The organism is Serinicoccus sp. CNJ-927, assembly GCF_001942435.1.
GTDB lineage: Bacteria > Actinomycetota > Actinomycetes > Actinomycetales > Dermatophilaceae > Ornithinicoccus > Ornithinicoccus marinus.
The window spans coordinates 111,087-133,437 of sequence record NZ_MKKF01000033.1 but is presented as its reverse complement, the minus strand read 5'-3'; the positions used below and the strand labels follow the sequence as shown (position 1 = coordinate 133,437).

At 73.1% G+C, this 22,351-nt stretch carries 18 protein-coding genes, 1 tRNA gene and 2 pseudogenes; 16 read left to right on the top strand and 5 right to left on the bottom strand.

What is annotated here, in order from left to right; all coding sequences use genetic code 11:
• The first annotated feature begins 299 nt into the window (after window positions 1-299).
• The 12 genes and pseudogenes from BJF86_RS10250 (at window position 300) to BJF86_RS10195 (ending at window position 11,395) form a co-directional block, all read left to right on the top strand.
• On the top strand, window positions 300-3,017 hold the full coding sequence (locus BJF86_RS10250) for an Rne/Rng family ribonuclease (RefSeq protein WP_075818709.1): 2,718 nt from the start codon (window positions 300-302) through the stop codon (window positions 3,015-3,017).
• 158 nt (window positions 3,018-3,175) lie between these two features.
• The gene (gene rplU / locus BJF86_RS10245) at window positions 3,176-3,490 is read left to right on the top strand and encodes a 50S ribosomal protein L21 (RefSeq protein WP_022925660.1); all 315 of its coding nucleotides are present in this window, start codon (window positions 3,176-3,178) and stop codon (window positions 3,488-3,490) included.
• A 31-nt stretch (window positions 3,491-3,521) separates the two neighbouring features.
• Entirely contained in the window at window positions 3,522-3,794 is a 273-nt protein-coding gene (rpmA, locus tag BJF86_RS10240; RefSeq protein ID WP_022925659.1) for a 50S ribosomal protein L27, read from the top strand.
• A gap of 88 nt (window positions 3,795-3,882) precedes the next feature.
• The gene (obgE, locus tag BJF86_RS10235; protein WP_075818708.1) at window positions 3,883-5,388 is read left to right on the top strand and encodes a GTPase ObgE; all 1,506 of its coding nucleotides are present in this window, start codon (window positions 3,883-3,885) and stop codon (window positions 5,386-5,388) included.
• Between the two features lie 290 nt (window positions 5,389-5,678).
• Window positions 5,679-6,802, top strand: a pseudogene (gene proB / locus BJF86_RS10230) (glutamate 5-kinase).
• A gap of 30 nt (window positions 6,803-6,832) precedes the next feature.
• A pseudogene (locus BJF86_RS10225) lies at window positions 6,833-8,122 on the top strand (glutamate-5-semialdehyde dehydrogenase); the annotation flags it as partial.
• A gap of 36 nt (window positions 8,123-8,158) precedes the next feature.
• Window positions 8,159-8,377 carry a hypothetical protein gene (locus BJF86_RS10220; RefSeq protein ID WP_075818704.1) on the top strand — a complete coding sequence of 73 codons (219 nt, stop codon included), beginning with the start codon at window positions 8,159-8,161 and terminating at the stop codon, window positions 8,375-8,377.
• 14 nt (window positions 8,378-8,391) lie between these two features.
• Window positions 8,392-8,964, top strand: a complete 573-nt coding sequence (gene nadD / locus BJF86_RS10215; protein WP_028131138.1) for a nicotinate-nucleotide adenylyltransferase — start codon at window positions 8,392-8,394, stop codon at window positions 8,962-8,964.
• Window positions 8,961-9,341, top strand: coding sequence for a ribosome silencing factor (rsfS, locus tag BJF86_RS10210; RefSeq protein WP_075818702.1), 381 nt, complete (start codon window positions 8,961-8,963; stop codon window positions 9,339-9,341). The genes nadD and rsfS overlap by 4 nt, the downstream gene beginning before the upstream one ends.
• Before the next feature lie 3 nt (window positions 9,342-9,344).
• Entirely contained in the window at window positions 9,345-9,992 is a 648-nt protein-coding gene (locus BJF86_RS10205) for a histidine phosphatase family protein (protein ID WP_075818701.1), read from the top strand.
• Window positions 9,993-10,055: 63 nt separating this feature from the next.
• Window positions 10,056-10,127, top strand: a tRNA-Ala gene (locus BJF86_RS10200).
• A gap of 44 nt (window positions 10,128-10,171) precedes the next feature.
• The gene (locus tag BJF86_RS10195) at window positions 10,172-11,395 is read left to right on the top strand and encodes an MFS transporter (protein WP_075818699.1); all 1,224 of its coding nucleotides are present in this window, start codon (window positions 10,172-10,174) and stop codon (window positions 11,393-11,395) included.
• A gap of 9 nt (window positions 11,396-11,404) precedes the next feature.
• On the opposite strand, the gene BJF86_RS10190 is transcribed toward BJF86_RS10195, so the two are convergent.
• The gene (locus BJF86_RS10190) at window positions 11,405-11,653 is read right to left on the bottom strand and encodes a hypothetical protein (protein WP_414819944.1); all 249 of its coding nucleotides are present in this window, start codon (window positions 11,651-11,653) and stop codon (window positions 11,405-11,407) included.
• Between the two features lie 133 nt (window positions 11,654-11,786).
• Between BJF86_RS10190 and BJF86_RS10185 the strand changes: the two genes are divergently transcribed.
• Window positions 11,787-13,586 carry an L-lactate permease gene (locus BJF86_RS10185; protein ID WP_075818696.1) on the top strand — a complete coding sequence of 600 codons (1,800 nt, stop codon included), beginning with the start codon at window positions 11,787-11,789 and terminating at the stop codon, window positions 13,584-13,586.
• A 12-nt stretch (window positions 13,587-13,598) separates the two neighbouring features.
• Here the strand turns inward: BJF86_RS10185 and BJF86_RS10180 are convergent, their stop codons facing one another.
• From BJF86_RS10180 to aceB, 4 genes are all read right to left on the bottom strand, one after another.
• Entirely contained in the window at window positions 13,599-14,852 is a 1,254-nt protein-coding gene (locus tag BJF86_RS10180; protein WP_237768168.1) for a (Fe-S)-binding protein, read from the bottom strand.
• Between the two features lie 121 nt (window positions 14,853-14,973).
• The gene (locus tag BJF86_RS10175; protein WP_237768167.1) at window positions 14,974-16,284 is read right to left on the bottom strand and encodes an FAD-binding oxidoreductase; all 1,311 of its coding nucleotides are present in this window, start codon (window positions 16,282-16,284) and stop codon (window positions 14,974-14,976) included.
• Window positions 16,285-16,292: 8 nt separating this feature from the next.
• Window positions 16,293-17,762: an FAD-linked oxidase C-terminal domain-containing protein gene (locus BJF86_RS10170; protein WP_075818692.1), complete on the bottom strand. Its 1,470-nt coding sequence runs from the start codon at window positions 17,760-17,762 to the stop codon at window positions 16,293-16,295.
• 65 nt (window positions 17,763-17,827) lie between these two features.
• Window positions 17,828-19,447 (bottom strand): malate synthase A, encoded by a 1,620-nt coding sequence (gene aceB, locus BJF86_RS10165; protein ID WP_075818690.1) that lies wholly within the window; start codon window positions 19,445-19,447, stop codon window positions 17,828-17,830.
• A 145-nt stretch (window positions 19,448-19,592) separates the two neighbouring features.
• On the opposite strand from aceB, the gene BJF86_RS10160 reads away from it, so the two are divergent.
• From BJF86_RS10160 to BJF86_RS10150, 3 genes are read left to right on the top strand one after another with little or no spacing between them, the layout of a single operon-like run.
• Entirely contained in the window at window positions 19,593-20,036 is a 444-nt protein-coding gene (locus BJF86_RS10160) for a GNAT family N-acetyltransferase (RefSeq protein WP_022925643.1), read from the top strand.
• A 40-nt stretch (window positions 20,037-20,076) separates the two neighbouring features.
• Window positions 20,077-21,600 carry a molybdopterin-dependent oxidoreductase gene (locus tag BJF86_RS10155; protein ID WP_075818688.1) on the top strand — a complete coding sequence of 508 codons (1,524 nt, stop codon included), beginning with the start codon at window positions 20,077-20,079 and terminating at the stop codon, window positions 21,598-21,600.
• 25 nt (window positions 21,601-21,625) lie between these two features.
• A complete protein-coding gene (locus tag BJF86_RS10150) occupies window positions 21,626-22,348 on the top strand; it encodes a fasciclin domain-containing protein (RefSeq protein WP_414819943.1) in 723 nt (240 codons plus the stop codon).
• Window positions 22,349-22,351 lie beyond the last annotated feature (3 nt).

The following is a 22,351-nucleotide window of genomic DNA, read 5'->3' as shown; positions in this document are numbered from 1 at the left end:
TGCATAGCGGTCGAGCGCGGACCCACCCCTGCGTGAGACCCGGTGCGAGTCCCCCGCGGTGCGGCCCGGAAGCAGGTCGGCACGCGGGACACGGTTGCTCGAGGTGAGCCCGGACCGGCCCGCACCGCACCGCTGGTCGGTGCCGCGCGAGTGCGCGAGCTGTCCTCGTCGGTGACACGGAAGACTTCCGTCGCGGCCGGCCGGTCGCGACGACACAACACCCGCGCCGCGCGGGCAGTGGGGCGGTCCGACCGGCCCCGAGGTGTGGACTGGCCACGCGCGGTCTGGAAGGACACGACGTGTCTGACGAGCGCACCACCGACACCCCCACCGACGAGCGACTGACGAGCGACACCCCCGAGGCCGCGTCGACCGGCTCCAGCGACACGGCGCCAGCCGACTCGAGCGCCGCAGTCCAGGAGTCGGGCGCCCCGGAGGAGAGCGACGAGGAGACTGTCGAGGCGCCCGACGGGACGTCCGAGGAAAAGCCCGAGGACGCCGCTGCGGACGCCGACGAGGAGGCGTCCGACGAGGCGCAGACCTCGGCGGTGCCGTCCTTCGGGCTGGTCTTCCAGGCCCCCGACCTGACCGACCTGCCCAAGCGCCGCTCGCGACGGGCGACCGCGGCCTCCGCCGCGCCGGCCCCGGTCCCGGCGGCCGAGGACCCGAGCGGGACCGGCGACGACGCTCCCTCCGGTGACGACGCCCTGTCGTCCGACGCCGCGGACGGGGACGACGAGCAGGGTGGGCGTGGCCGCCGTCGTCGTCGGCGCGGGGGCAAGGGGCGCAAGGCTCGCTCGGAGGAGCAGGGCGACGGAGCGGCCGCGGACGGTGCCGACGACGGTGACGACGGGACGCCGGCGAAGGGGACGACCTCGGGCGGCGGCCGTCGTCGTGGCGGTGGGGACGGCTCGCAGGGCGGTTCCGGCAAGGGGGCCCAGAAGGACACCGGCAAGGACGCGGCCTCCAGGGACGGCTCCGGCGAGGGGTCCGACGACCGGGCCACGGCCGACGACACCGCCTCCGAGGGGGACAGCGGTGGCACCAAGCGTCGCCGTCGCCGGTCCCGCAGCGGCAGCGAGCGTCCGGCCAAGGACGAGGTCGCCTCGGTCAAGGGCTCGACCCGGTTGGAGGCCAAGCGGCAGCGCCGGCGTGAGGGGCGCGAGGCCGGGCGGCGCCGGACCGTCATCACCGAGGCCGAGTTCCTGGCCCGGCGCGAGAGCGTGGAGCGGGTCATGGTCGTCCGGGGCCTGGAGGACCGCACCCAGATCGCGGTGCTCGAGGACGGGGTGCCGGTGGAGCACTACGTGTCCCGCTCGGCACAGTCCACGATGGTGGGCAACGTCTACCTGGGCCGGGTCCAGAACGTCCTGCCCAGCATGGAGGCCGCCTTTGTCGACATCGGCAAGGGCCGCAACGCGGTCCTCTACGCCGGTGAGGTCAACTGGGACGCCGCCGGGCTCGAGGGCAACCAGCCCAAGCGGATCGAGAACGCGCTGAGCTCTGGCGAGTCGGTCCTGGTGCAGGTCACCAAGGACCCGATCGGTCACAAGGGCGCCCGGCTGACCTCGCAGGTCTCCCTGCCCGGCCGCTACCTCGTCTACGTGCCCGGCAACTCCATGACCGGGATCTCGCGCAAGCTGCCCGACACCGAGCGCACGCGGCTCAAGAAGATCCTCAAGGAGGTCGTCCCCGACGACGCCGGCGTGATCGTCCGCACCGCGGCGGAGGGCGCTTCCGAGGCCGAGCTGCGGGCCGACGTCGAGCGGCTCACCGCGATGTGGGAGCGGATCGAGGCGAAGGCGAAGACCGCGAACGCCCCGGCGCTGCTCCACGGCGAGCCGGACATGACCGTCAGGGTCATCCGCGACGTCTTCAACGAGGACTTCGCCAAGCTCGTGGTCTCCGGCGACAAGGCCTGGACCGAGGTCAAGCGCTACATCGACGAGGTCGCCCCCGACCTCGCCGAGCGGGTGGAGAAGTACACCGGCACGACCGACGTCTTCGCCACGCACCGCGTGCACGAGGCGATCGCCAAGGCGATGGACCGCAAGGTCTGGCTGCCCTCGGGCGGGTCCCTGGTCATCGACCGCACCGAGGCGATGACCGTCGTCGACGTCAACACCGGCAAGTTCACCGGCTCCGGCGGCAACCTCGAGGAGACCGTCACCAAGAACAACATCGAGGCGGCGGAGGAGATCGTCCGCCAGCTGCGGCTGCGCGACATCGGCGGCATCATCGTCGTCGACTTCATCGACATGGTCCTCGAGAGCAACCGGGACCTCGTCGTCCGGCGGCTGCTGGAGTGCCTCGGACGCGACCGCACGAAGCACCAGGTGGCCGAGGTCACCTCGCTCGGCCTCGTGCAGATGACCCGCAAGCGGGTCGGCTCGGGCCTCATCGAGGTCTTCTCGGAGAGCTGCGCCCACTGCTCCGGGCGCGGGGTCGTCGTGCAGTCCGAGCCGGTGGTCCGCACCGGCGGCGACGAGGGCGGCGGCAACGGCGGCGGCAAGCGTCGTGGCAAGGGCCGGGGCAAGAGTGCCGGCCCGGCCGAGCCGAAGAACGTGCTGCCCACGCCCAACCCCAACGGTCCCACCCCGGCCCAGATCGCCGCGGCGGCGCACGCCGCTGCCCTCACCGCCGGCGCGAGCTCGGATGCGGCGGACGCCGCTGCGCAGGCCGCGGCCGGCGAGGTGACCGAGGAGGCGCCCCGGCAGGCCGCCGCGGCCACGACCGATCCGGCACCGGCGCAGGGCGCCGACGCGGCTGCCGGGTCGGACGCCCCGACGGCCGCCCCGACGGCACCGTCCTCCGACCAGACCACGGTCCCGGACGCCGCCGAGGAGGCGACGACGTCCACGCCGGCTGCGGAGCAGGACGCCTCCGCGCCGCGCCCGAAGCGCCGTCGTCGGGGTCGGGTGGTCTCACCCGCCGGTCCGCCCACCGGGGAGGTCGGCACCGACCCGGCGCCGGGCTCCGCGGAGCCCTCCGAGGCCGCCCCGCAGGACGAGTCCTGAGTTTGGAGCGACGCCGGTCGGCACGGTAGTCTGGTGCGTCGGTTCGCCCTGGAGGGTCGGCCCGGTCTCGCAGACGACATCTCGTGTCGGCTCGACCGTGCCACGACCAGGTGCGCGTCCGAGCCCACCGCGACCAGAAGTCAGAAAGCGAGTTCAACGTGTACGCGATCGTCCGTGCTGGCGGCCGCCAGGAGAAGGTCTCCGTCGGCGACGTGCTGACCATCGACAAGGTCGGTGGTGACGCCACGGCCGGCGACACCGTCGAGCTCGCCCCCGTGCTGCTGGTCGACGGCCAGACCGTGACCACCGACGCCGACGCCCTCGGCAAGGCCACGGTCACCGCCGAGATCCTCGGCGCGGCCAAGGGCCCCAAGATCGTCATCCAGAAGTACAAGAACAAGACCGGCTACAAGAAGCGGCAGGGCCACCGCCAGCCGCTCACCCAGGTCAAGATCACCGCGATCGACGCCTGAGCGTCGTCACGAGCCACGAAGGAGTCAGCAGATGGCACACAAGAAGGGTGCGTCCTCGACCCGCAACGGTCGTGACTCGAACGCCCAGCGTCTCGGCGTGAAGCGCTTCGGCGGTCAGGTCGTCGGCGCCGGCGAGATCATCGTCCGGCAGCGCGGGACCCACTTCCACCCCGGTGAGGGCGTGGGGCGCGGCGGCGACGACACGCTGTTCGCGCTGGTCCCCGGTGTGGTCGAGTTCGGCGCCAAGCGGGGCCGCAAGACCGTCAACATCGTCGCGGGCGCGACGGAGACCGTCGACGCCTGAGGCGCGGCACGACAGACCGCGGCGACGCCGGCGGAGCCCGAGGCTCCGTCGGCGTCGCGCTGTCTGCACCACCCTGAGAGGATCACCCATGGCCAACTTCGTGGACCGTGTCGTGCTGCACCTGCGTGCCGGCAAGGGCGGGCACGGCGTCGCCTCCGTCCACCGCGAGAAGTTCAAGCCGCTCGGCGGTCCTGATGGTGGCAACGGCGGTCGGGGCGGGGACATCGTGCTGCGGGTGGACCCGCAGGTCACGACGCTCATCGACTACCACCACGGCCCGCACCGCACCGCCCCGAACGGCCGACCGGGCGAGGGGGACGAGCGCAACGGGGCCCAGGGGGAGGACCTCGTCCTGCCCGTCCCCTCCGGGACGGTGGTGACCACCCGTGGGGGCGAGGTCCTGGCCGACCTGGTCGGGGACGGCGCCGAGCTCGTCGCCGCCCGCGGCGGACGTGGCGGGCTGGGCAACAAGGCCCTGGCCTCGCCCCGCAGGAAGGCACCCGGCTTCGCCCTGCTCGGGGAGCCGGGCGAGGAGGCCGAGGTCGTTCTCGAGCTCAAGACGCTTGCCGACGTGGCGCTCGTCGGCTTCCCCTCGGCGGGGAAGTCGTCGCTGGTCAGCGTGCTGTCGGCGGCGCGCCCGAAGATCGCCGACTACCCCTTCACGACGCTCGTGCCCAACCTGGGGGTGGTCACCGCCGGCGGCGAGCGCTTCACCATCGCCGACGTGCCCGGGCTCATCCCCGGCGCCAGCGAGGGCAAGGGTCTGGGGCTGCAGTTCCTCCGGCACGTCGAGCGGTGCCACGTGCTCGCGCACGTCGTGGACTGCGCGACCCTCGAGCCCGGGCGCGACCCGCTCACCGACCTGGAGGTCATCGAGGAGGAGCTCGCCGCCTACGTGCCCCACGGCGAGCTGGGCGGCATACCCCTGGCCGAGCGGGTGCGCGTCGTCGTGCTCAACAAGGCCGACGTGCCCGAGGCGCGGGAGCTGGCGGAGATGGTGCGGCCGGACCTCGAGGAGCAGGGCTACGAGGTGCACGTCGTCTCGGCCGTCGCCCACCAAGGACTCAAGGAGCTGACCTTCGCGCTCGCGGGTCATGTGCGACGGGCCCGCGAGGAGCAGATCGAGGTCGAGCCGCAGCGGGTCGTCATCCGGCCCCGGGCCGTCGACGACCAGGGCTTCACGGTGCGTCGCGAGAACACCGCCGACGGCGAGGTCTTCCGGGTCGTGGGTGAGCGGCCGACGCGGTGGGTGCGGCAGACGGACTTCGCCAACGACGAGGCGGTCGGCTACCTCGCCGACCGGCTGGGGCGGCTGGGCGTGGAGGAGGAGCTGCTCAAGGCGGGCGCCGTCGCCGGGTCCACCGTGCTCATCGGACCGGAGCAGGACGCGGTCGTCTTCGACTGGGAGCCGACCATGGCCGGCGACGCCGAGCTGCTCGGCAGCCGTGGCACGGATGCCCGGCTGGAGGACCGCTCCCGGCCCACCCGCGCCGAGCGGCGGGAAGCCTTCCACGACCGCAAGGACGCCCAGAGCGAGGCGCGCGAGGAGCTGGAGGCCGAGCGGCGCGCCGGTCACTGGACCGACGACACCTGAGCCAGGCTCCGACCCGGCCCCACCATCGAGCACCCCCGTCGACCCCGGCCCGGAGCAATGGGGATCGTCCAGGTGCGGCTGGAGCACCTTCGAGAACGAGTTCGTCGGTGTCTTCTGGTTCCTGTGGCGGGGCACCTCGATGGAGGGGTCCGAGCTGGCGGCGCGCGCACTGCGTGACCAGCTGGCGCAGCGGTTCGGCGAGCCGGCGCAGGAGCACGTGACTGAGCCGTGTGGAGCCCTCCACCTCGTGGATGCATGAGTATGCGTGACAGTGGAATAGTATTCGTCCCATGGGCTCGACCGTCGACCGCAGCGTCATCCGCGACGCGCACCGCATGGTGGTCAAGGTCGGCTCGTCCTCGTTGACCGGCCGGGAGGGCGGGCTGGACGGGTTCCGGCTGCAGGCGCTCGCGACCTCGTTGGCGAAGAAGGCGATGTCCGGCACCCAGGTGGTGCTCGTGTCCTCCGGCGCCATCGCCGCCGGGATGGTGCCGCTGGGCCTGGAGCGCCGCCCCAAGGACCTCGCGACCCAGCAGGCGGCGGCCAGCGCCGGGCAAGGGGCGCTGATGTCGGCCTACACCCGGGCCTTCACGATGCACGGGGTCCAGGTCGGCCAGGTCCTGCTCACCGCCGACGACATGCACAGGCGCAGCCACTACGTCAACGCCTCCCGCACCCTGGAGCGGCTCCTCGAGCTCGAGGTGGTCCCGATCATCAACGAGAACGACACCGTCGCGACCGACGAGATCCGCTTCGGCGACAACGACCGGCTGGCCGCCCTCGTCGCCCACCTCGTGGACGCCGACGCCTGGTGCTGCTCTCCGACGTCGACGCGCTCTACACCGGGCACCCCGCCCGGGCCGGCTCCGAGCGCATCCCGCTCGTGGCGGGGCCCGAGGCGCTGGCCGAGGTCGACGTCTCGCGCGCTGGGTCGGCGGTCGGCACCGGCGGCATGCAGACCAAGGTGGGGGCCGCCCAGATGTCGGTCGCCGAGGGCATACCCGTGCTGCTGACGAATGCCGAGCAGGTGCACCAGGCCCTCCTCGGTGAGGACGTGGGCACCCTGTTCACCCCGGTCGGGACCAAGAGCCCCGCCCGCCGCCGCTGGCTGGCGCACGCCAGCAGCGCCACCGGTCGCGTCGTCCTGGACGACGGAGCGGTCGAGGCCGTCGTGCGCCGGCGCACCTCGCTGCTCCCGGTCGGCATCACCCGCGTCGAGGGACGCTTCAGCGCCGGGGACACCGTGGACCTGTGCGACCAGCACGGGAGCGTGGTGGCGCGGGGTCTCGTCGGCTACGGCGCCGAGGAGCTCGGGACGCTCGTCGGGCGTCGGCTGGTCCGCGACGCCGCCCTGCGCTCCAGCACCCCTGCCCCCCGCCCGGTCGTCCGTCGCGACGACCTCGTCGTCCTCTGACCACCCAGCACGAGCCCCCACCCGCAGGAGCAGCACATGACCGTCACCATCGCCCCTGACGTCACCGAGCAGGTCGCCGCGGTCGCCCGCTCCGCGCGGGTCGCCGCACGCGAGCTGGCGCTGCTGACCCGGGCGGAGAAGGACACCGCCCTCCTGGCCCTGGCCGACGCGCTGGACGCGCGGGCCGCGCATGTCGTGCAGGCCAACCACGAGGACCTGCGCCGGGGCCAGGACAGGGGCCTGGCCGCCAACCTGCTGGACCGGCTCACCCTGGACGAAGAGCGGGTGCGCACGGTGGCCGATGCCCTGCGCCAGGTCGCCGGGCTGCCCGACCCCGTCGGTGAGGTGGTCCGTGGGTCGACCCTGGCCAACGGCCTCCAGATCCGCCAGGTCCGGGTGCCGATGGGCGTGGTCGGCATGATCTACGAGGCACGCCCCAACGTCACCGTCGACGCCGCGGGCCTCGGGCTCAAGAGCGGCAACGCGGTCATCCTGCGCGGCGGGTCGGCGGCCGGGTCCACCAACGCCGCCCTCGTCACGATTCTGCGCGACGCGCTCCGGGAGCGGGGCATCAGCCCGGACGCCGTCAACCTGCTGTCCGAGGGCGGCCACGACGCGGCGCGTGCGCTGATGACGGCCCGGGGTCTGGTCGACCTGGTGATCCCGCGCGGCGGCGCCAGCCTCATCCGGACGGTCGTCACCGAGTCCACGGTCCCGGTCATCGAGACCGGGGTGGGCAACTGCCACGTCTACGTCGACGCCAGCGCCGACACCGACATGGCCACGGCGATCGTCACCAACTCCAAGACGCACCGCACCTCGGTCTGCAACGCCGCGGAGTCGCTGCTCGTGCACCGGGACGCGGCGCAGCGCGTGCTGCCGCCCATCATGCGTGAGCTCGCCGCCGCCGGCGTCACCGTGCACGGCGACGTGGACGTACAGGGGTATGCCGAGGCCGCCGGGGCGGCATACCAGCCGGTCACGGAGGAGGACGACGACACCGAGTTCCTCTCCCTGGACATCTCGGCACGGGTGGTGGACGACCTCGACGCGGCCCTGACCCACATCCAGGAGCACACGAGCGGCCACACCGAGGCGATCGTCACCGCCGACCGGGCAGCGGCACGACGCTTCACCACCGAGATCGACGCGGCAGCGGTCCTCGTCAACGCCTCGACCCGGTTCACCGACGGCGGCGAGTTCGGCTTCGGTGCCGAGATCGGGATCTCCACGCAGAAGCTGCACGCCCGCGGCCCGATGGCGCTGCCCGAGCTCACGACGACCAAGTGGGTCGTCGAGGGGGACGGGCAGGTGCGCTGACGCCGAGCCGTCCCGGTGCGGAGGTAGAGTGTCACCATGACGCCCGCGCAGTTCTTCGTCGCGGCCGCCGAGGAAGGCGGCCACCACATCGTCAACGAGCTCCCGTTCCCGCCGATCATGTTCGGCGTCTTCGCGATGCTCGCCTTCCTGCTGCTGCTGGCCTTCCTCTGGGCCTTCCGCAACACGCTGGCGCTCGACCCGCACGGTGTCGCGGACGGCAAGCACGACCCCGACATGGGTCGAACCCAGCACTGATGCGTCTGGGGGTGATGGGTGGGACCTTCGATCCCATCCACCACGGCCACCTGGTGGCCGCGAGCGAGGCGGCGCACCTGCTGGGCCTGGACGAGGTGGTCTTCGTGCCCACCGGCCAGCCCTACCGCAAGGACGCGAGCAAGGTCACCGACGCCGAGCACCGCTACCTCATGACCGTCATCGCGACCGCCTCCAACCCGTCCTTCACGGTCAGCCGGGTGGACGTCGACCGGGACGGTCCGACCTACACCCGCGACACGCTGCGCGACCTGCGGGCGGAGCGGCCGGACGACGAGCTGTTCTTCATCACCGGCGCGGACGCCCTGGCGCAGATCCTGTCGTGGAAGGGCGTGGACGAGCTGTGGGACCTCGCCCACTTCGTCGGGGTCACCCGCCCGGGCCACGTGCTCACCGACGCGGGGCTCCCCGAGGACAAGGTGACCCTGCTCGAGGTGCCCGCCATGGCGATCAGCTCCACCGGCTGCCGCGAGCGCACCGCGGAGGGCGACCCGGTCTGGTATCTCGTGCCGGACGGCGTCGTCCAGTACATCGGCAAGTACGACCTCTACCGGAAGGACCGTGAGTGAGGGCCACGCAGCGTGCGATCGAGCTCGCCCAGGCCGCCGCGGCCGCGGCGCAGGACAAGTTGGGGCAGGACGTCGTCGGTCTCGACGTCTCCGGCCAGCTCGCCCTGACCGACGTCTTCGTCATCGCCTCGGCGCCCAACGAGCGGCAGGTCGGTGCCATCGTCGACGCCGTCGAGGAGCGCCTGCTCCAACTGGGGGCCAAGCCGCTCCGCCGCGAGGGGCAGCACGAGGGCCGGTGGGTGCTGCTGGACTTCAGCGACATCGTCGTGCACGTCATGCACGCCGAGGACCGGCAGTTCTACGCCCTGGAGCGGCTCTGGAAGGACTGCCCGCCCGTGCTGCTCCCCGAGCCCGGCACCCCTGCCGGCGAGAGCTGAGGTATGCGGCGGGTCATCGTCTGGCGGCACGGCGAGACCGAGCACAACGCCAGCGGCATCTACCAGGGCCAGCTGGACACCGAGCTCTCCGTCCGCGGTCGCGAGCAGGCCCAGCGTGCGGCCGAGGTGCTCGCCGCGCGGGGGGCCGTGCGCCTGGTGACCTCCGACCTGACCCGGGCCGTCCAGACGGCGACCTGCCTGGCCGAGCGGACCGGGCTGCGGGCCGAGCCGGACGCGCGGTTGCGGGAGATCCACGTCGGCCGGTGGCAGGGGTTGACCCACCAGGAGGTGCTCGCCCGCGACCCCGAGGCGCAGCAGGCGCTGGAGCGCGGCGAGGACGTCGTCCGGGGCCAGACGGGGGAGCGGGTGGCCGATGTCGCGGCCCGTGCCCGGGCGGTCTTCGAGGAGGTCGTCGCCGACCTGCCAGAGCACGGCCCGGCCGTGCTGGCCTCCCACGGTCTGGCGTCCCGCGCCCTCGTCTGCGCCGTCGTCGGCCTGGACTTCCAACAGGCCTCGCAGGCCCTCGTCGGGTTGCGCAACTGCCACTGGGCCGAGCTCGTGGAGCACGCCACCGGATGGCGCCTCGAGGCCTGGAACGTGGGGGTCCCGGAGGCCCACGCGGTGCCGACGATCGCCCACCCCGTGCCCTGACCAGAGATTTGGCGATTGCCCAGGGCGCTGGGTAAAGTAGTCCAGTCCTCACGGGGCCACCCCGGGGCTGTGGCGCAGTTGGTAGCGCACCTCCATGGCATGGAGGGGGTCAGGGGTTCGAATCCCTCAGCTCCACCGGACGAGCGGGCCGGACACCACCAGGTGTCCGGCCCGCACGCATGAGAGGAGGGGGTCGGTGCCGCGGCACGAGGACGCCTTCCGGCTGCGGGACATCGCCCTGCCGGCTTCGCCCCGAGCATCGTCAACGCGGTCGGCCTGAGCGCCGTCACCCGGTCCTGGCGCTGCACGCCCGCGACCTGGGGGCCAGCGTCGGGCAGGCCGCACTCGTCGTGGCGCTGCTCGGCCTCGGCAGCCTGCTCGGGTCGTTGCCCGCGGGGGCGCTGGTGGCCAGGCTCGGCGAGCGCCGCGCGCTCATCGTGGCCGGGCTGGTGGACGCGGCGGCGATGGTCGCCGCAGCCCTGGCACCCACGCTGACGGTGCTCGCGGTCGCGGTGGTCGTCACGGGGATGGCCTGGAGCGTCTTTCTGCTGGCCCGTCAGGGCTTCCTCATCGTCGTGGCGCCGGTCCACCTTCGCGCCCGGGCGATGTCCACGTTGGGCGGGAGCCACCGGATGGGGGGCTTCGTCGGGCCGGTGCCGGGCGGTGTGCTCATCGGCGCCACGGGCCAGGTGTCGTCCGTCTTCTGGCTCGGTGCGGCGATGGGGCTCATGGCCGCGCTCGTGGTGCGGGCCGCGCCCGACCTCACCGCTGGTCTCGAACAGACCCCCGGCACGCCGGCCCCGACCCGGGTGCTCTCCGTGATCTGGGAGCACCGGCGAACCCTCGCCTCGGTCGGCAGCGCGGTGGTCGTCATCTCCGGGGCCCGGACCCTTCGGATCACCCTGCTGCCCCTCTGGGCCGAGCAGATCGGCGTGTCCGCGGCGACGACCTCCCTCGTCTTCGGGCTGGCGGCCTTCCTGGAGATCCTGCTCTTCTACCCCGCCGGCTGGGTGATGGACCGCTACGGCAGGAGCGTCGTCGCGGTCACGGTGGTGCTGCTCATCGGCGCCGGGGTGCTGCTCCTGCCGCTGAGCCAGGGCCTGATCGGCTTCACCCTCCTCGCCCTGCTCATGGCGGTCGGAAACGGCCTGGGCTCGGGCATCGTCATGACGCTCGGCGCGGACACCGCGCCCGAGCAGGACCGGGCGCAGTACCTCGGCGGCTTCCGCCTCGCCGGCGACCTCGGCGGGTCGGGCACCCCGCTGCTGCTCTCCGGCCTGACCTTCCTCGCCCCGCTGGCGGTGGCCTGCGTCACGGCGGGCACGGTATGCCTGCTCGGCGCCGGGTGGGTGGCGCACCGCGTCGGTCGCCTCGACCGTCGGCGACGGTCGGCCGACGGGTGACCGCAGCCCTCACAGGTCGGGGAGATGCCTGCGGACCTCGGGGCCCGCCGCAGCCTCCTGAGCGGCGTCCCGGTCGTGGTCCTGGCCGGTGAGCGGCAGCGTGAGCAGCCGCGGCCCCTCGCGCCCGATGACCAGCACCGGCCGGTCCTTGCTCTGGGAGGCGTCCTCCTCGAAGGGCACCCAGGCCCATACCACCTCGCCTGGATCGGCCCGGTCGTCCGCCACCGGGGCATACCCGAGGCGTGGTCGATCCTCCATGGTGTGCACCCTACCGGCGCATCCGGACGGCCTCGGGCCCGTCGCCAGCGCGACGGGTCGGTCATGGGCTACAGTGCGCCCAGGTGACGGCGCGCCGAGGAGGGGGCGTCGCCCTGCGAGGAGAGGTGTCGACGTGGACAACCTGGCTGTGCTGAGCCTGCTGGCGATCTCGCCGATCGTCGTCGTGGGGGTCCTACTCGCCGGCTTGCGGTGGCCGGCGAAGCTGGCCATGCCGGTGGGGTATGCCGTGACCGTCGTCATCGCGCTCGTGGTCTGGCAGATGCGCCCCACCGCCGTCGTCGCGGCGACACTCGAGGGCTTCATCATCGCGGTCACGCTGCTCTACATCGTCTTCGGCGCCCTGCTGCTCCTGGCGACCGTCATCTCCAGCGGGGCGATGGCCACCATCCGCTCCGGGTTCACCGCGATCTCCCCGGACCGCCGGGTGCAGGCCATCATCATCGGCTGGCTCTTCGGGTCCTTCCTCGAGGGCGCCTCGGGCTTCGGCACCCCCGCCGCGGTCGTCGCCCCGCTGCTCCTGGCGCTGGGCTTCCCCGCGATGGCTGCGGTCATGGTGGGTCTGATCATCCAGTCCACCCCCGTCTCCTTCGGGGCCGTCGGTACGCCGATCATCGTGGGGGTGGGCACCGGCCTGCAGGGCGGTGCCGGGGTGGAGCAGCGCGCCGGCGAGCTGGGTCTGGACTACGACGGGCTCATCGCCGAGATCGGCTTCCAGGTGGCGGCGATCCATGCGGTCGTCGGACTGCTCGTGCCGCTGCTCATCGCGGTCTTCCTCACCGGGTTCTTCGGCGAGCGACGCAGCTTCGCCGAGGGGCTGAAGGTGTGGCCCTTCGCCCTCTACGCCTCGGTCGCGATGACCGTGCCCTCGGTGCTCGTCGCCCGGTTCTTCGGCCCCGAGTTCCCCTCGCTCCTGGGCGGGCTGGCCGGGCTCGCGCTGGTGATGTTCACCTCCTCGCGCGGCTTCCTCATGCCCGACCGGGAGCACACCTTCGACTTCGGGCCGCGGTCCGGCTGGCAGGAGCGCTGGATGGGCACGTTGGACACCGACCATCTCGGTGACCTGGACACCCGTCGGATGGGCCTGGTGACGGCGTGGGTGCCCTACGTCCTCATCGCGTTGCTGCTGCTGGCGACGCGGCTGGTGGAGCCGCTCACCGCGGCGCTGCGCTCGGAGAACCCCGCGGTGACCCTCCCCTTCGAGGACCTGCTCGGCACCGGGATCTCGACGACCTGGCAGTGGCTCTACAGCCCGGGGACGGTCTTCATCCTGACCTGTCTGCTCACCTACGCCCTGCACCGCATGAGCGCCCGACAGATCAGGCAGACGTGGTCCGTCGCCGGTCGGCAGATTCTCGGTACCGGGGTCGCGCTGCTCTTCGCGGTGCCCCTCGTGCGGCTGCTCATCCGCTCCGGTCCCGAGTTCACCGAGTCCGGCCTGGCTTCCATGCCGGTCACCCTGGCCGAGGGCGCCGCGGCGGTGGCGGGCTCCAACTGGCCGCTCGTCGCGCCGTGGATCGGTGCGCTGGGCGCCTTCGTGGCCGGCTCCAACACGGTGAGCAACCTGACCTTCTCGCTGTTCCAGTTCGCGACCGGTGAGGAGATCGGGGTGGCGCCGGAGAGCGTGGTCGCCGCCCAGGCAATCGGTGGTGCCGGTGGCAACCCGGTGGCGATCCACAACATCGTCGCCGCCTCCGCGACGGTCGGGCTGCTGGGCCGCGAGGGCGACCTCATCCGCAAGACCGCCCTGGTCACGGCCTACTACTGCCTCGCCGGCGGCGCCCTCAGCTACCTGTGGATCTATGGCGTGGGGCTCAACCTCGGGCTGCTCCAGCTCGTGGCGCTGCTCGCCCTGCTGGTGGGGCTCGTCGTGTGGGCGCTCCGCCGCGACGCGCGCACCCCCGTGGGCGCGTGAGGCGACGGGGCGTCAGCGCACCGGGACCCCACGGATCGAGGCGTCCAGGAGCGAGGCCGTGTGGACGAAGGGCAGGGGCCGCCCGGCCCGCTCCAGCGCCTGGGTGATCTGCATGAGGCACCCCGGGTTGGCGGTGACCAAGAGCTCGGCGCCGGTGCGCAGGATGGAGGCCGCCTTGCGGTCGCCGAGCTCGGTCGCCGGCTCGGGGTTGAGGATGTTGTAGACCCCCGCCGACCCGCAGCAGATCTCGCCGTCCGGGATCTCCACCAGCTCCACCCCGGGTATGCCCCGGATCAGCTCGCGCGGCGCGCTCACCACGCCCTGGGCGTGCCGCAGGTGGCAGGCGTCGTGATAGGCGACCGTCAGCTCGGGCCCACCCAGCCCGCCGGTGCGCAGCGGGTGGCGCTGCGCGACCGGTCCCAGCTCGTGCAGGAACTCGGCGAGGTCGCGCACCCGGTCGCTGAACGCGCGGGCACGCTCGGCATACGCCGGGTCGTCGGCGAGCAGGTGGACGTAGTCCTTCATCGTCGACCCGCATCCCGCGGAGTTGACCACCACGGTCTCGACGCCGGCCTCCTCGAAGGTGTCGATGAGCCGGCGGGCGAAGCCGATGCCCTCCTCTTCGCGGCCGGTATGCACCGAGAGGGCGCCGCAGCAGCCCTGGCGCGCGGGCGCGACCACCTCGCAGCCCTCGGCCGCGAGCACGCGGGCGGTCGCGGCGTTGACGTCGCCGAAGAACTCCCGCTGGACGCACCCGGTGAGCATCCCGACCACGGCCCGGCGGGTCCCGACGGCAGGGGTGCGTTCGGGCACCGTGACGCGCGGGCCCAGCGGCGGGGCGAGAGACTGCATGACGTCGAGCTCGGGGCTGACGCGCCCGACCAGGCCGCTGCGTCGCACCAGGCCGAGCGCACCGGAGCGCTGGGCGGCGCGCAGCGGGCCGCGCAGCGCCCGCAGGCGGGTGGGGTAGGGGAACAGCGAGAAGATCAGCCGCCGCAGCGCGCGGTCCCGTCGCGGGCGGGTGACGCGGCGCTCCACCTGGGCCCGGGTCGACTCCAGGATGCGGTCGTACTGCACGCCCGACGGGCAGCTGGTCACGCAGGCCATGCAGCCGAGGCAGGCATCCAGGTGGCCGACCGTCGCGGCGGTGAGGGGCGCGCCCTGCGCCGCGGCCCTGATCTGGTCGATGCGACCGCGCGGGCTGTCCATCTCCTCGCCCCAGAGCTGGTAGGTGGGGCAGGTGGTGAGGCAGAAGCCGCAGTGCACGCAGTCGTCGAGCAGGTCCGGGTCGGGCGGCCGCAGCGCGTCGAAGGCGGCTGCGCCAGCACGGCGGACTCGCTCCCCCGAACCCGGGGCATACCGAGGTGGGTGTGGCCTTCGGTGCTCATCACAGTCCTCCCACGAAACGGCCCGGCGCCAGCAGGCGCACGGGGTCGAACTCGGCCTTGACCCGGCGCATGAGGTCCAGACCCGGCACGGGACCCCACGTGGCCTCGGCGTCGAGCCCTGCCTTGACCGCCGGCGGTGCGTCCAGGACCACGGTGGAGCCACCCAGCCGCAGGGTGAGCGCACGGACCTCCTCGACGGCGCGACGGACCGCGTCCGGGGCGGTGCCCTCGGGGAGCCGGGCGTGCAGCACCCCCACCCCGGCCGAACCGGTCACCGCGAACCCCCGGTCCGTGGCCTCCCGCACCAGCTCGGGTATGCCGCTGAGCCGGCTCGTGGCGCGCACCAGGGTCGGACGGGCCGAATGGTCGGCGTCGGTCTCGTCGGTGGCGGTCCCGTGCGTTCCGGTCTCGTCGGCGAGGAGCTGCGCCGTCTTCTCCGGGGGGCCCTCCGGGCCGACCACCGCCACCGACGGGCCGGCGAGGTCGGGCGACCCCAGCTCGGCCGCCAGCGTCTGCGCCCGCTCCCGGGTGCCCTCGACCGAGCCGCCGAGCCCGATGCTCAGCAGCGGGTCGGCCCCGGGCCGTGCCGAGACCTCCAGCGTGCGGGGCGCGAGCTGGGAGGCGACGAGGGGGGCCAGGGCCGGGCCGAGGCGGTCATGGGGGACCCGGGCGAGCACCGTGGCCTCTTCCTGGGGGAGGGGGTGCAGCCGCACGGTGACCTCGGTGACGACGGCGAGCGTGCCGTAGGAACCGGTCAGCAGCTTGGCCAGGTCGTAGCCCGCGACGTTCTTGACGACCTTGCCGCCGCTGCGGGCGATCGTGCCGTCGGCGAGCACCAGCCGCACCCCGATGACGAGGTCGCGCAACGGCCCGGCCCACAGGCGCCGCGGCCCCGACAGCCCGGTGGCCACCGCGCCCCCCAGGGTCGAGCCCGCGCCGTCGGCACCGCGCCCCGCGGCGAGGTCGTCGACGACGAGCTGGTGCCCGCCCTCGGCGAGCAGGTCGCCGAGCCGGGCCAGCGGCATACCGGCACCCGCCGTCGCGACCAGGTCGCCGCGGGAGTGCTCGACCAGCTCGCCCATAGCGCCGGTCTCGAGGATCACGTCCACCCGCTCCGGCGCCCGCCCCCAGGTGAGCTTGCTGCCGTGGCCCCGGACGACGACCGCGAGACCCTCGGCGTGGCAGGCCGCGAGCAAGGCCGAGGTCTGCTCCGCGCAGGACGGTCGCGCCACGGCCTGCGCCGGCACCCCGTCGACCGTGTCGGCCTCGCCCGCCGGGCGCACCGCACAGGCCCCCGAGAGGCGCTCCACCACCGACATCAGAAGACCTCGGCGCCGTCCACCACCGGCTCGTCGGCGGCGTGGACGACCCGCGGGCGCTCGCCGCACATGCGGGGGGTGGGGTAGATCTTGCCGGGGTTGGCCAGGTGCTGCGGGTCGAAGGCGCAGCGCACGAGCTGCATCGTCTCCAGGTCCTGGTCGCCGAACATGCGGGGCATGTAGCGCGCCTTGTCGGCTCCCACGCCGTGCTCCCCGGTGATCGACCCGCCGTGCTCGATGCAGAGGTCCAGGATCATCCCGGAGACCTCCTCGGCCCGCTCGGTCGCGCCGCTCTGCGCCGCGTCGAAGAGCACCAGCGGGTGCAGGTTGCCGTCGCCGGCGTGGAAGACGTTGGCGACCCGCACGCCGCGCTCGCGGGAGATCCGCCCCATCTCGCGCAGCACCTCCGGCAGCGAGGTCCGCGGCACCACGCCGTCCTGGACGATGTAGTCGGGAGAGATCCGCCCCACCGCCGCGAAGGCCGACTTGCGGCCCTTCCAGATCTCGGCGCGCTCCGCGGCGTCGGTCGCGGCGCGGAACTCGAAGCATCCCTGCCCGTCGCAGAGCCGCCGCACCTGCTCCAGCTCGTGCGCCACCTCGACCTCGGGGCCGTCCAGCTCGACCACCAGCACCGCGCCGGCGCCCTCCGGGTAGCCGCACGACACCGCCTCCTCGGCGGCCTCGATCGCGAGGGCGTCCATGATCTCGATCGCCGCCGGGACGATGCCCGCGGCGATGATCGCGCTGGTCGCCGCGCCGGCCTCGTCGGTGCTGGCGAAACCGGCCAGGCAGGTCCGCACGTCGTGCGGCAGCCGGGTCAGCCGCAGCGTGGCGCGGGTGGCGATCCCGAGGGTGCCCTCGCTCCCGACGAAGGCGCCGAGCAGGTCGTAGCCTGGGGCGTCCGGTGCCTCGGTGCCGAGGGTGAGGTGGTCACCCTCGGGCGTGACCACGTCGAGGGAGAGCACGTGCCCGGCGGTGAAGCCGTACTTCAGGCAGTGCGCGCCGCCGGAGTTCTCCGCCACGTTGCCCCCGATCGAGCAGATCTGCTGGCTGCTCGGGTCCGGGGCGAAGTAGTACCCGTGCGGGTTCGCCGCGTGGCTGACCTGGAGGTTGATGACCCCGGGGTCGGCCACGGCGCGCTGGTCCTGCGGCCGGACGTCGTGCAGCGTGCGGAGCCGGCTGGTGACGACGAGCACCCCGTCGGCGTGCGGCAGGGCGCCGCCGGACAGCCCCGTCCCCGAGCCACGGGCGACGAAGGGCACGCCGTGGCGCGCGCACGCCCTGACCGTGGTCGCGACCTGCTCCGCGTCCTCGACGAGGACGACCAGCCCGGGCCGGACGCGGTATGCCGCGAGCCCGTCGCAGGCATACGTGTCCCGCTGCGAGGGGTCGGTGACCAGCGTGTGCGCCGGCAGCGATCCGCGCAGGTCCGTGAGGAGATCGTTCACTGTCCGCTCGTGCTGCGTCATCGTCACTCTCCTCGACGGCCCCGTCCGGGCTCGTCCTGTCACCCTAGCCGCCAGCGCGGACGGACTCAGGGCATGGTCTCGTAGGCCGGCACGGTGAGGAAGTCGGCGAACTCCTCGGCGACGGCCACCTGCAGGAAGAGCTCGGTCGCTGCGCGGTGCTCGTCCGCGCCACCGGGCAGCTCCTCCAGGACCTGGTCGGTGAGCTGTCGGACGAGCTCGGGGGTGACCCTCTCACCGGTGTCGGCCAGGGTGATGCCCTGGTGCAGCCACTGCCACACCTGGCTGCGGCTGATCTCCGCCGTGGCGGCGTCCTCCATGAGATGGTGGATGGCCACGGCGCCCCGGCCGGTGAGCCAGACCGAGAGGTAGGCGATGGCCACCTCGATGTTGGCCTTCAGCCCCTGCTCGGTGACCTCGCCGGGGGTGGAGGCGACGTCCAGCAGGTCGGCGGCGCGGACCTGGACGTCCTCACGGGTGCGGTCGAGCTGGTTCGGCCGGTCGCCGAACACGGCGTCGAAGACCTCCCGGCAGGTGGGCACCATCGCCGGGTGGGCGACCCACGACCCGTCGAAGCCGTCACGCGCCTCCCGCTCCTTGTCGGTCCGGACCTTCTCGTAGGCCGCGGCGTTGACCTCCTCGTCCTTGGCCGGGACGAAGGCCGACATGCCACCGATCGCGTGCGCGCCGCGTCGGTGGCAGGTCCGCACCAGCAGCTCGGTGTAGGCCCGCATGAACGGGGCGGTCATGGTGACGGCGGCCCGGTCGGGCAGGACGAAGTCGGCTCCCCGGGTGCGATAGGTCTTGATGACGCTGAAGAGGTAGTCCCAGCGCCCCGCGTTGAGCCCGGCCGAGTGCTCGCGCAGCTCGTGGAGGATCTCCTCCATCTGGAAGGCCGCGGGATAGGTCTCGATGAGGCAGGTGGCGCGGATCGTGCCCTGCGGTATGCCGAGCGCGTCCTGGGCGAGGACGAAGGCGTCGTTCCAGAGGCGGGCCTCGAGGTGGTGCTCCATCTTGGGCAGGTAGAAGTAGGGACCCTTGCCGGCGTCCAGCTGCAGCTGGGCGCTGGCGCACAAGTAGAGTGCGACGTCCACCAGGCCTCCCGCGACCCGCTGCCCGTCGACCGTGATGTGCTTCTCGTCCAGGTGCCACCCGCGCGGGCGCATGACGATGGTGGGGAGCTGCTGCTGGTCGGTGGTGGTGAGGGCATACTCCTTGCCCTCGGGGGAGGTGAAGGAGATCGTGCCGCTGATCGCGTCACGGAGGTTGATCTGACCCTCGACGACGTTCTCCCACAGCGGGGTGTTGGCGTCCTCCTGGTCGGCCAGCCACACCCTGGCCCCGGAGTTCATCGCGTTGATCGTCATCTTGCGGTCGGTGGGGCCGGTCATCTCGACGCGGCGGTCGACCAGACCCGGCGCCGGGTCGGCGACCCGCCAGGTGTCGTCGGCGCGGACCTGCGCGGTCTCGGGCAGGAAGTCCAGGTCCTCGCCGTCGGCGACCCGGCGCACCACGTCGGCGCGGGCGGCCAGGCACTCCTGCCGTCGCGTCTCCAGGGAGCGGTGCAGCTGCGCGACGAGCTCGAGGGCCGGTCGGGTGAGGATCTCGTCGTAGCCCGGACGCAGCTCGCCGGTGACCAGCACCCCCTCGGGCAGATCCAGGGTGATGGGGGCGTCGGTGCTGGCCATGAGACTCCTCGGCATTCCGTCTAGGGGAAACAGATATCCACTGGTCGGAAGACACACTATCGTCTCGACGTGGAGATATCTACGCCCAGACCGGTGGTGCCGCGCCCTGTGGCAGGCCCGCGCGTGCTCACCTAGTCTCGGTGCCGTGACCGGACACGAGATCGTCATCACCGCTGACGACCGACCGGCGCGAGAGGAGCTGCTGGGCCTCTACGACGCCGTCGGCTGGTCCGCCTACACGACCGACCCCGACGCCCTGGAGGCGGCCGTGGCCGGGTCCACCCGGGTCGTCACCGCCCGCTACGGCGGGGAGCTCCTGGGGCTGGCCCGGGTGATCTCCGACGGGGCCAGCATCGCCTACCTGCAGGACGTGCTGGTGCGCCCCGAGCTGCAGCGCGAGGGCGTGGGCCGGGCCCTCGTGGTCGCGGCGCTGGAGCCCTTCGAAGGGTGCCGGCAGAAGGTGCTCCTGACCGAGGACGAGCCGCGGCAGCGCGCGTTCTACGAGGCGCTGGGCTGGACTGAGATCCGTGACCACGCGGAGGGGCGGCTGCGGGCCTTCGTGCAGCTCAGCCAGCCCGGTGTGAGCTAGGTCACACATCCGGAGGAGTGCCCGGGGCCGAACCCTGGGCATGACGACGACACCCACCCGCCGGGCGGCCCGCGTGGCCGGAGCCGGCTCCGGCCTGCTCGCCGGCGCCGCGGGTGTCCTCGCCGGCGAGGGTCTCGCCGCGGTGACCGGCGTGACCGGACCCGTCGTGGCCGTCGGCAACCGGGTCGTCGACCTCACCCCGCGCCCCGTCAAGGAGTGGGCGATCGAGACCTTCGGCAGTGCCGACAAGGTCGTGCTGCTCTCCGGGGTGCTCGTCGTCCTCGCGGTCGCGCTCGCCGTCCTCGGCATGGTCGGGGTGCGCCGCCGCGCGGCGGCGCTCACCGGGCTGGCCGTCCTCATCGCGCTCGCCGCCGCCGCGATGCTCCTCGACCCGGCGCAGGGGGCCGGGTCGCTGGAGATCCTCGCGTGCGTCGCCGTGATGCTGGCGGTCGGCCTGGGGGGCCTGGCGTGGATGCTGTCCTCGCTCGATGCCCCGGCACGCGAGGACGGTCCACGCCGGCGCAGCGTGCTGGCCGCGGCCTCGGGGGTGGCCGCCGTCGGTGCGGTCGGCGCCGCCGCGCGGACGGCGGGGAGCCGCTCTGCCGGCCCGGCGGCGCTGGACCTGCCGCAACCGGCGACGGCGGCCGAGCCGGTGCCCTCCGGGGTGAGCTTCGACGTGGCGGGCCTCACCCCGCACGTCACGCCGACCGAGGACTTCTACCGTGTCGACACGGCGCTGCAGGTGCCGCAGGTCGAGGCCCGCGACCACGTCCTGCGCATCACCGGCATGGTCGACCGCCCGCTGGAGCTCACCGTCGGCGAGCTGCTGCAGCGTGACCTCGTCGAGCGACGCATCACCGTGACCTGCGTGAGCAACCCCGTCGGCGGCGAGCTGCTCGGCACGGCGACCTGGGTCGGCATACCGACGCGTGAGCTGCTCGCCGAGGCCGGGGTGCAGGACGGCGCCGACGCGGTGCGCTCGGTCAGCACCGATGGCTTCACGGCGGGGACGCCGCTGGACGTGCTCACCGACGACCGCGGGTCGATGATCGCGCTCGGGATGAACGGCGGGCCGCTGCCCGCCGAGCACGGCTACCCCGTCCGCATGGTCACGCCGGGCCTCTACGGCTACGTGTCGGCCACCAAGTGGCTGACCGAGCTCGAGGTGACCCGGTTCGCCGACTTCACGGCCTACTGGACCGACCGCGGGTATGCCGCGGAGGCGCCCATCAAGATGTCGTCCCGGATCGACGTCCCTGGGTCCTTCGCCCAGCTCGACGCGGGCGAGGTGACGGTCGCCGGGGTGGCGTGGGCGCAGACGGTGGGCGTCGAGCGCGTGCAGGTGCGTGTCGACGAGGGGGAGTGGCAGGACGCCGAGCTGGGCGTCGAGGACTCCGACCAGACCTGGCGCGCCTGGCGCTGGGGCTGGCCGGCCGAGCCGGGCTCGCACCGGCTCGAGGTGCGCGCGACCGATCGCGCGGGCCAGGTACAGACCTCCCGGCGGGAGCCCATCGCTCCTGACGGGTCGACCGGGTGGCACAGCGTGACGGTCTCCGTCGCCTGACCACCGACCCCTCAGAAAGGAATGCATGATGCGTATCTCCCAGGGAATGCTCGCGCTGTCGATGGCCTCCATGGTGGCGCTGTCCGCCTGCGCCACCGAGAGCGGCGAGGACATGGCCGACGAGGCCGGCAGCGCCGCCGAGAGTGCCAGCGAGGACATGGGCTCGGAGGAGGAGAGCTCTGAGGACATGGAGTCCGAGGAGGACATGGCCGACGACGAGATGGCCACCGGGGACGACATGGCCATGGACCCGGCCGCGGGCCTGGTCGGTCCCGGCTGCGAGGACTACGCCGCGCAGGTGCCGGACGGCGCCGGCTCGGTCGAGGGCATGGCCCAGGACCCGGTCGCCGTGGCCGCCTCCAACAACCCGCTGCTGACCCAGCTGACCGCTGCCGTCTCCGGCGAGGTCAACCCGGACGTCAACCTGGTCGACACCCTCAACGGCGACGAGTTCACCGTCTTCGCCCCGGTCGACGAGGCCTTCGAGGCCATCGACGACGAGACGATGGCGACCCTCGGCGAGGACGCGGAGCTGCTCCAGTCGATCCTCACCTACCACGTCGTCCCCGGTCAGATGACCCCGGACGAGGTCGCCGGCGAGCAGACCACCGCCCAGGGCGAGACCCTGGAGGTGACCGGCTCCGGCGACGAGCTCATGGTCAACGACGCCTCCGTCATCTGCGGTGGCGTCCAGACCGCCAACGCCACCGTCTACCTCATCGACGGTGTGCTGATGCCGCAGGGCTGACCA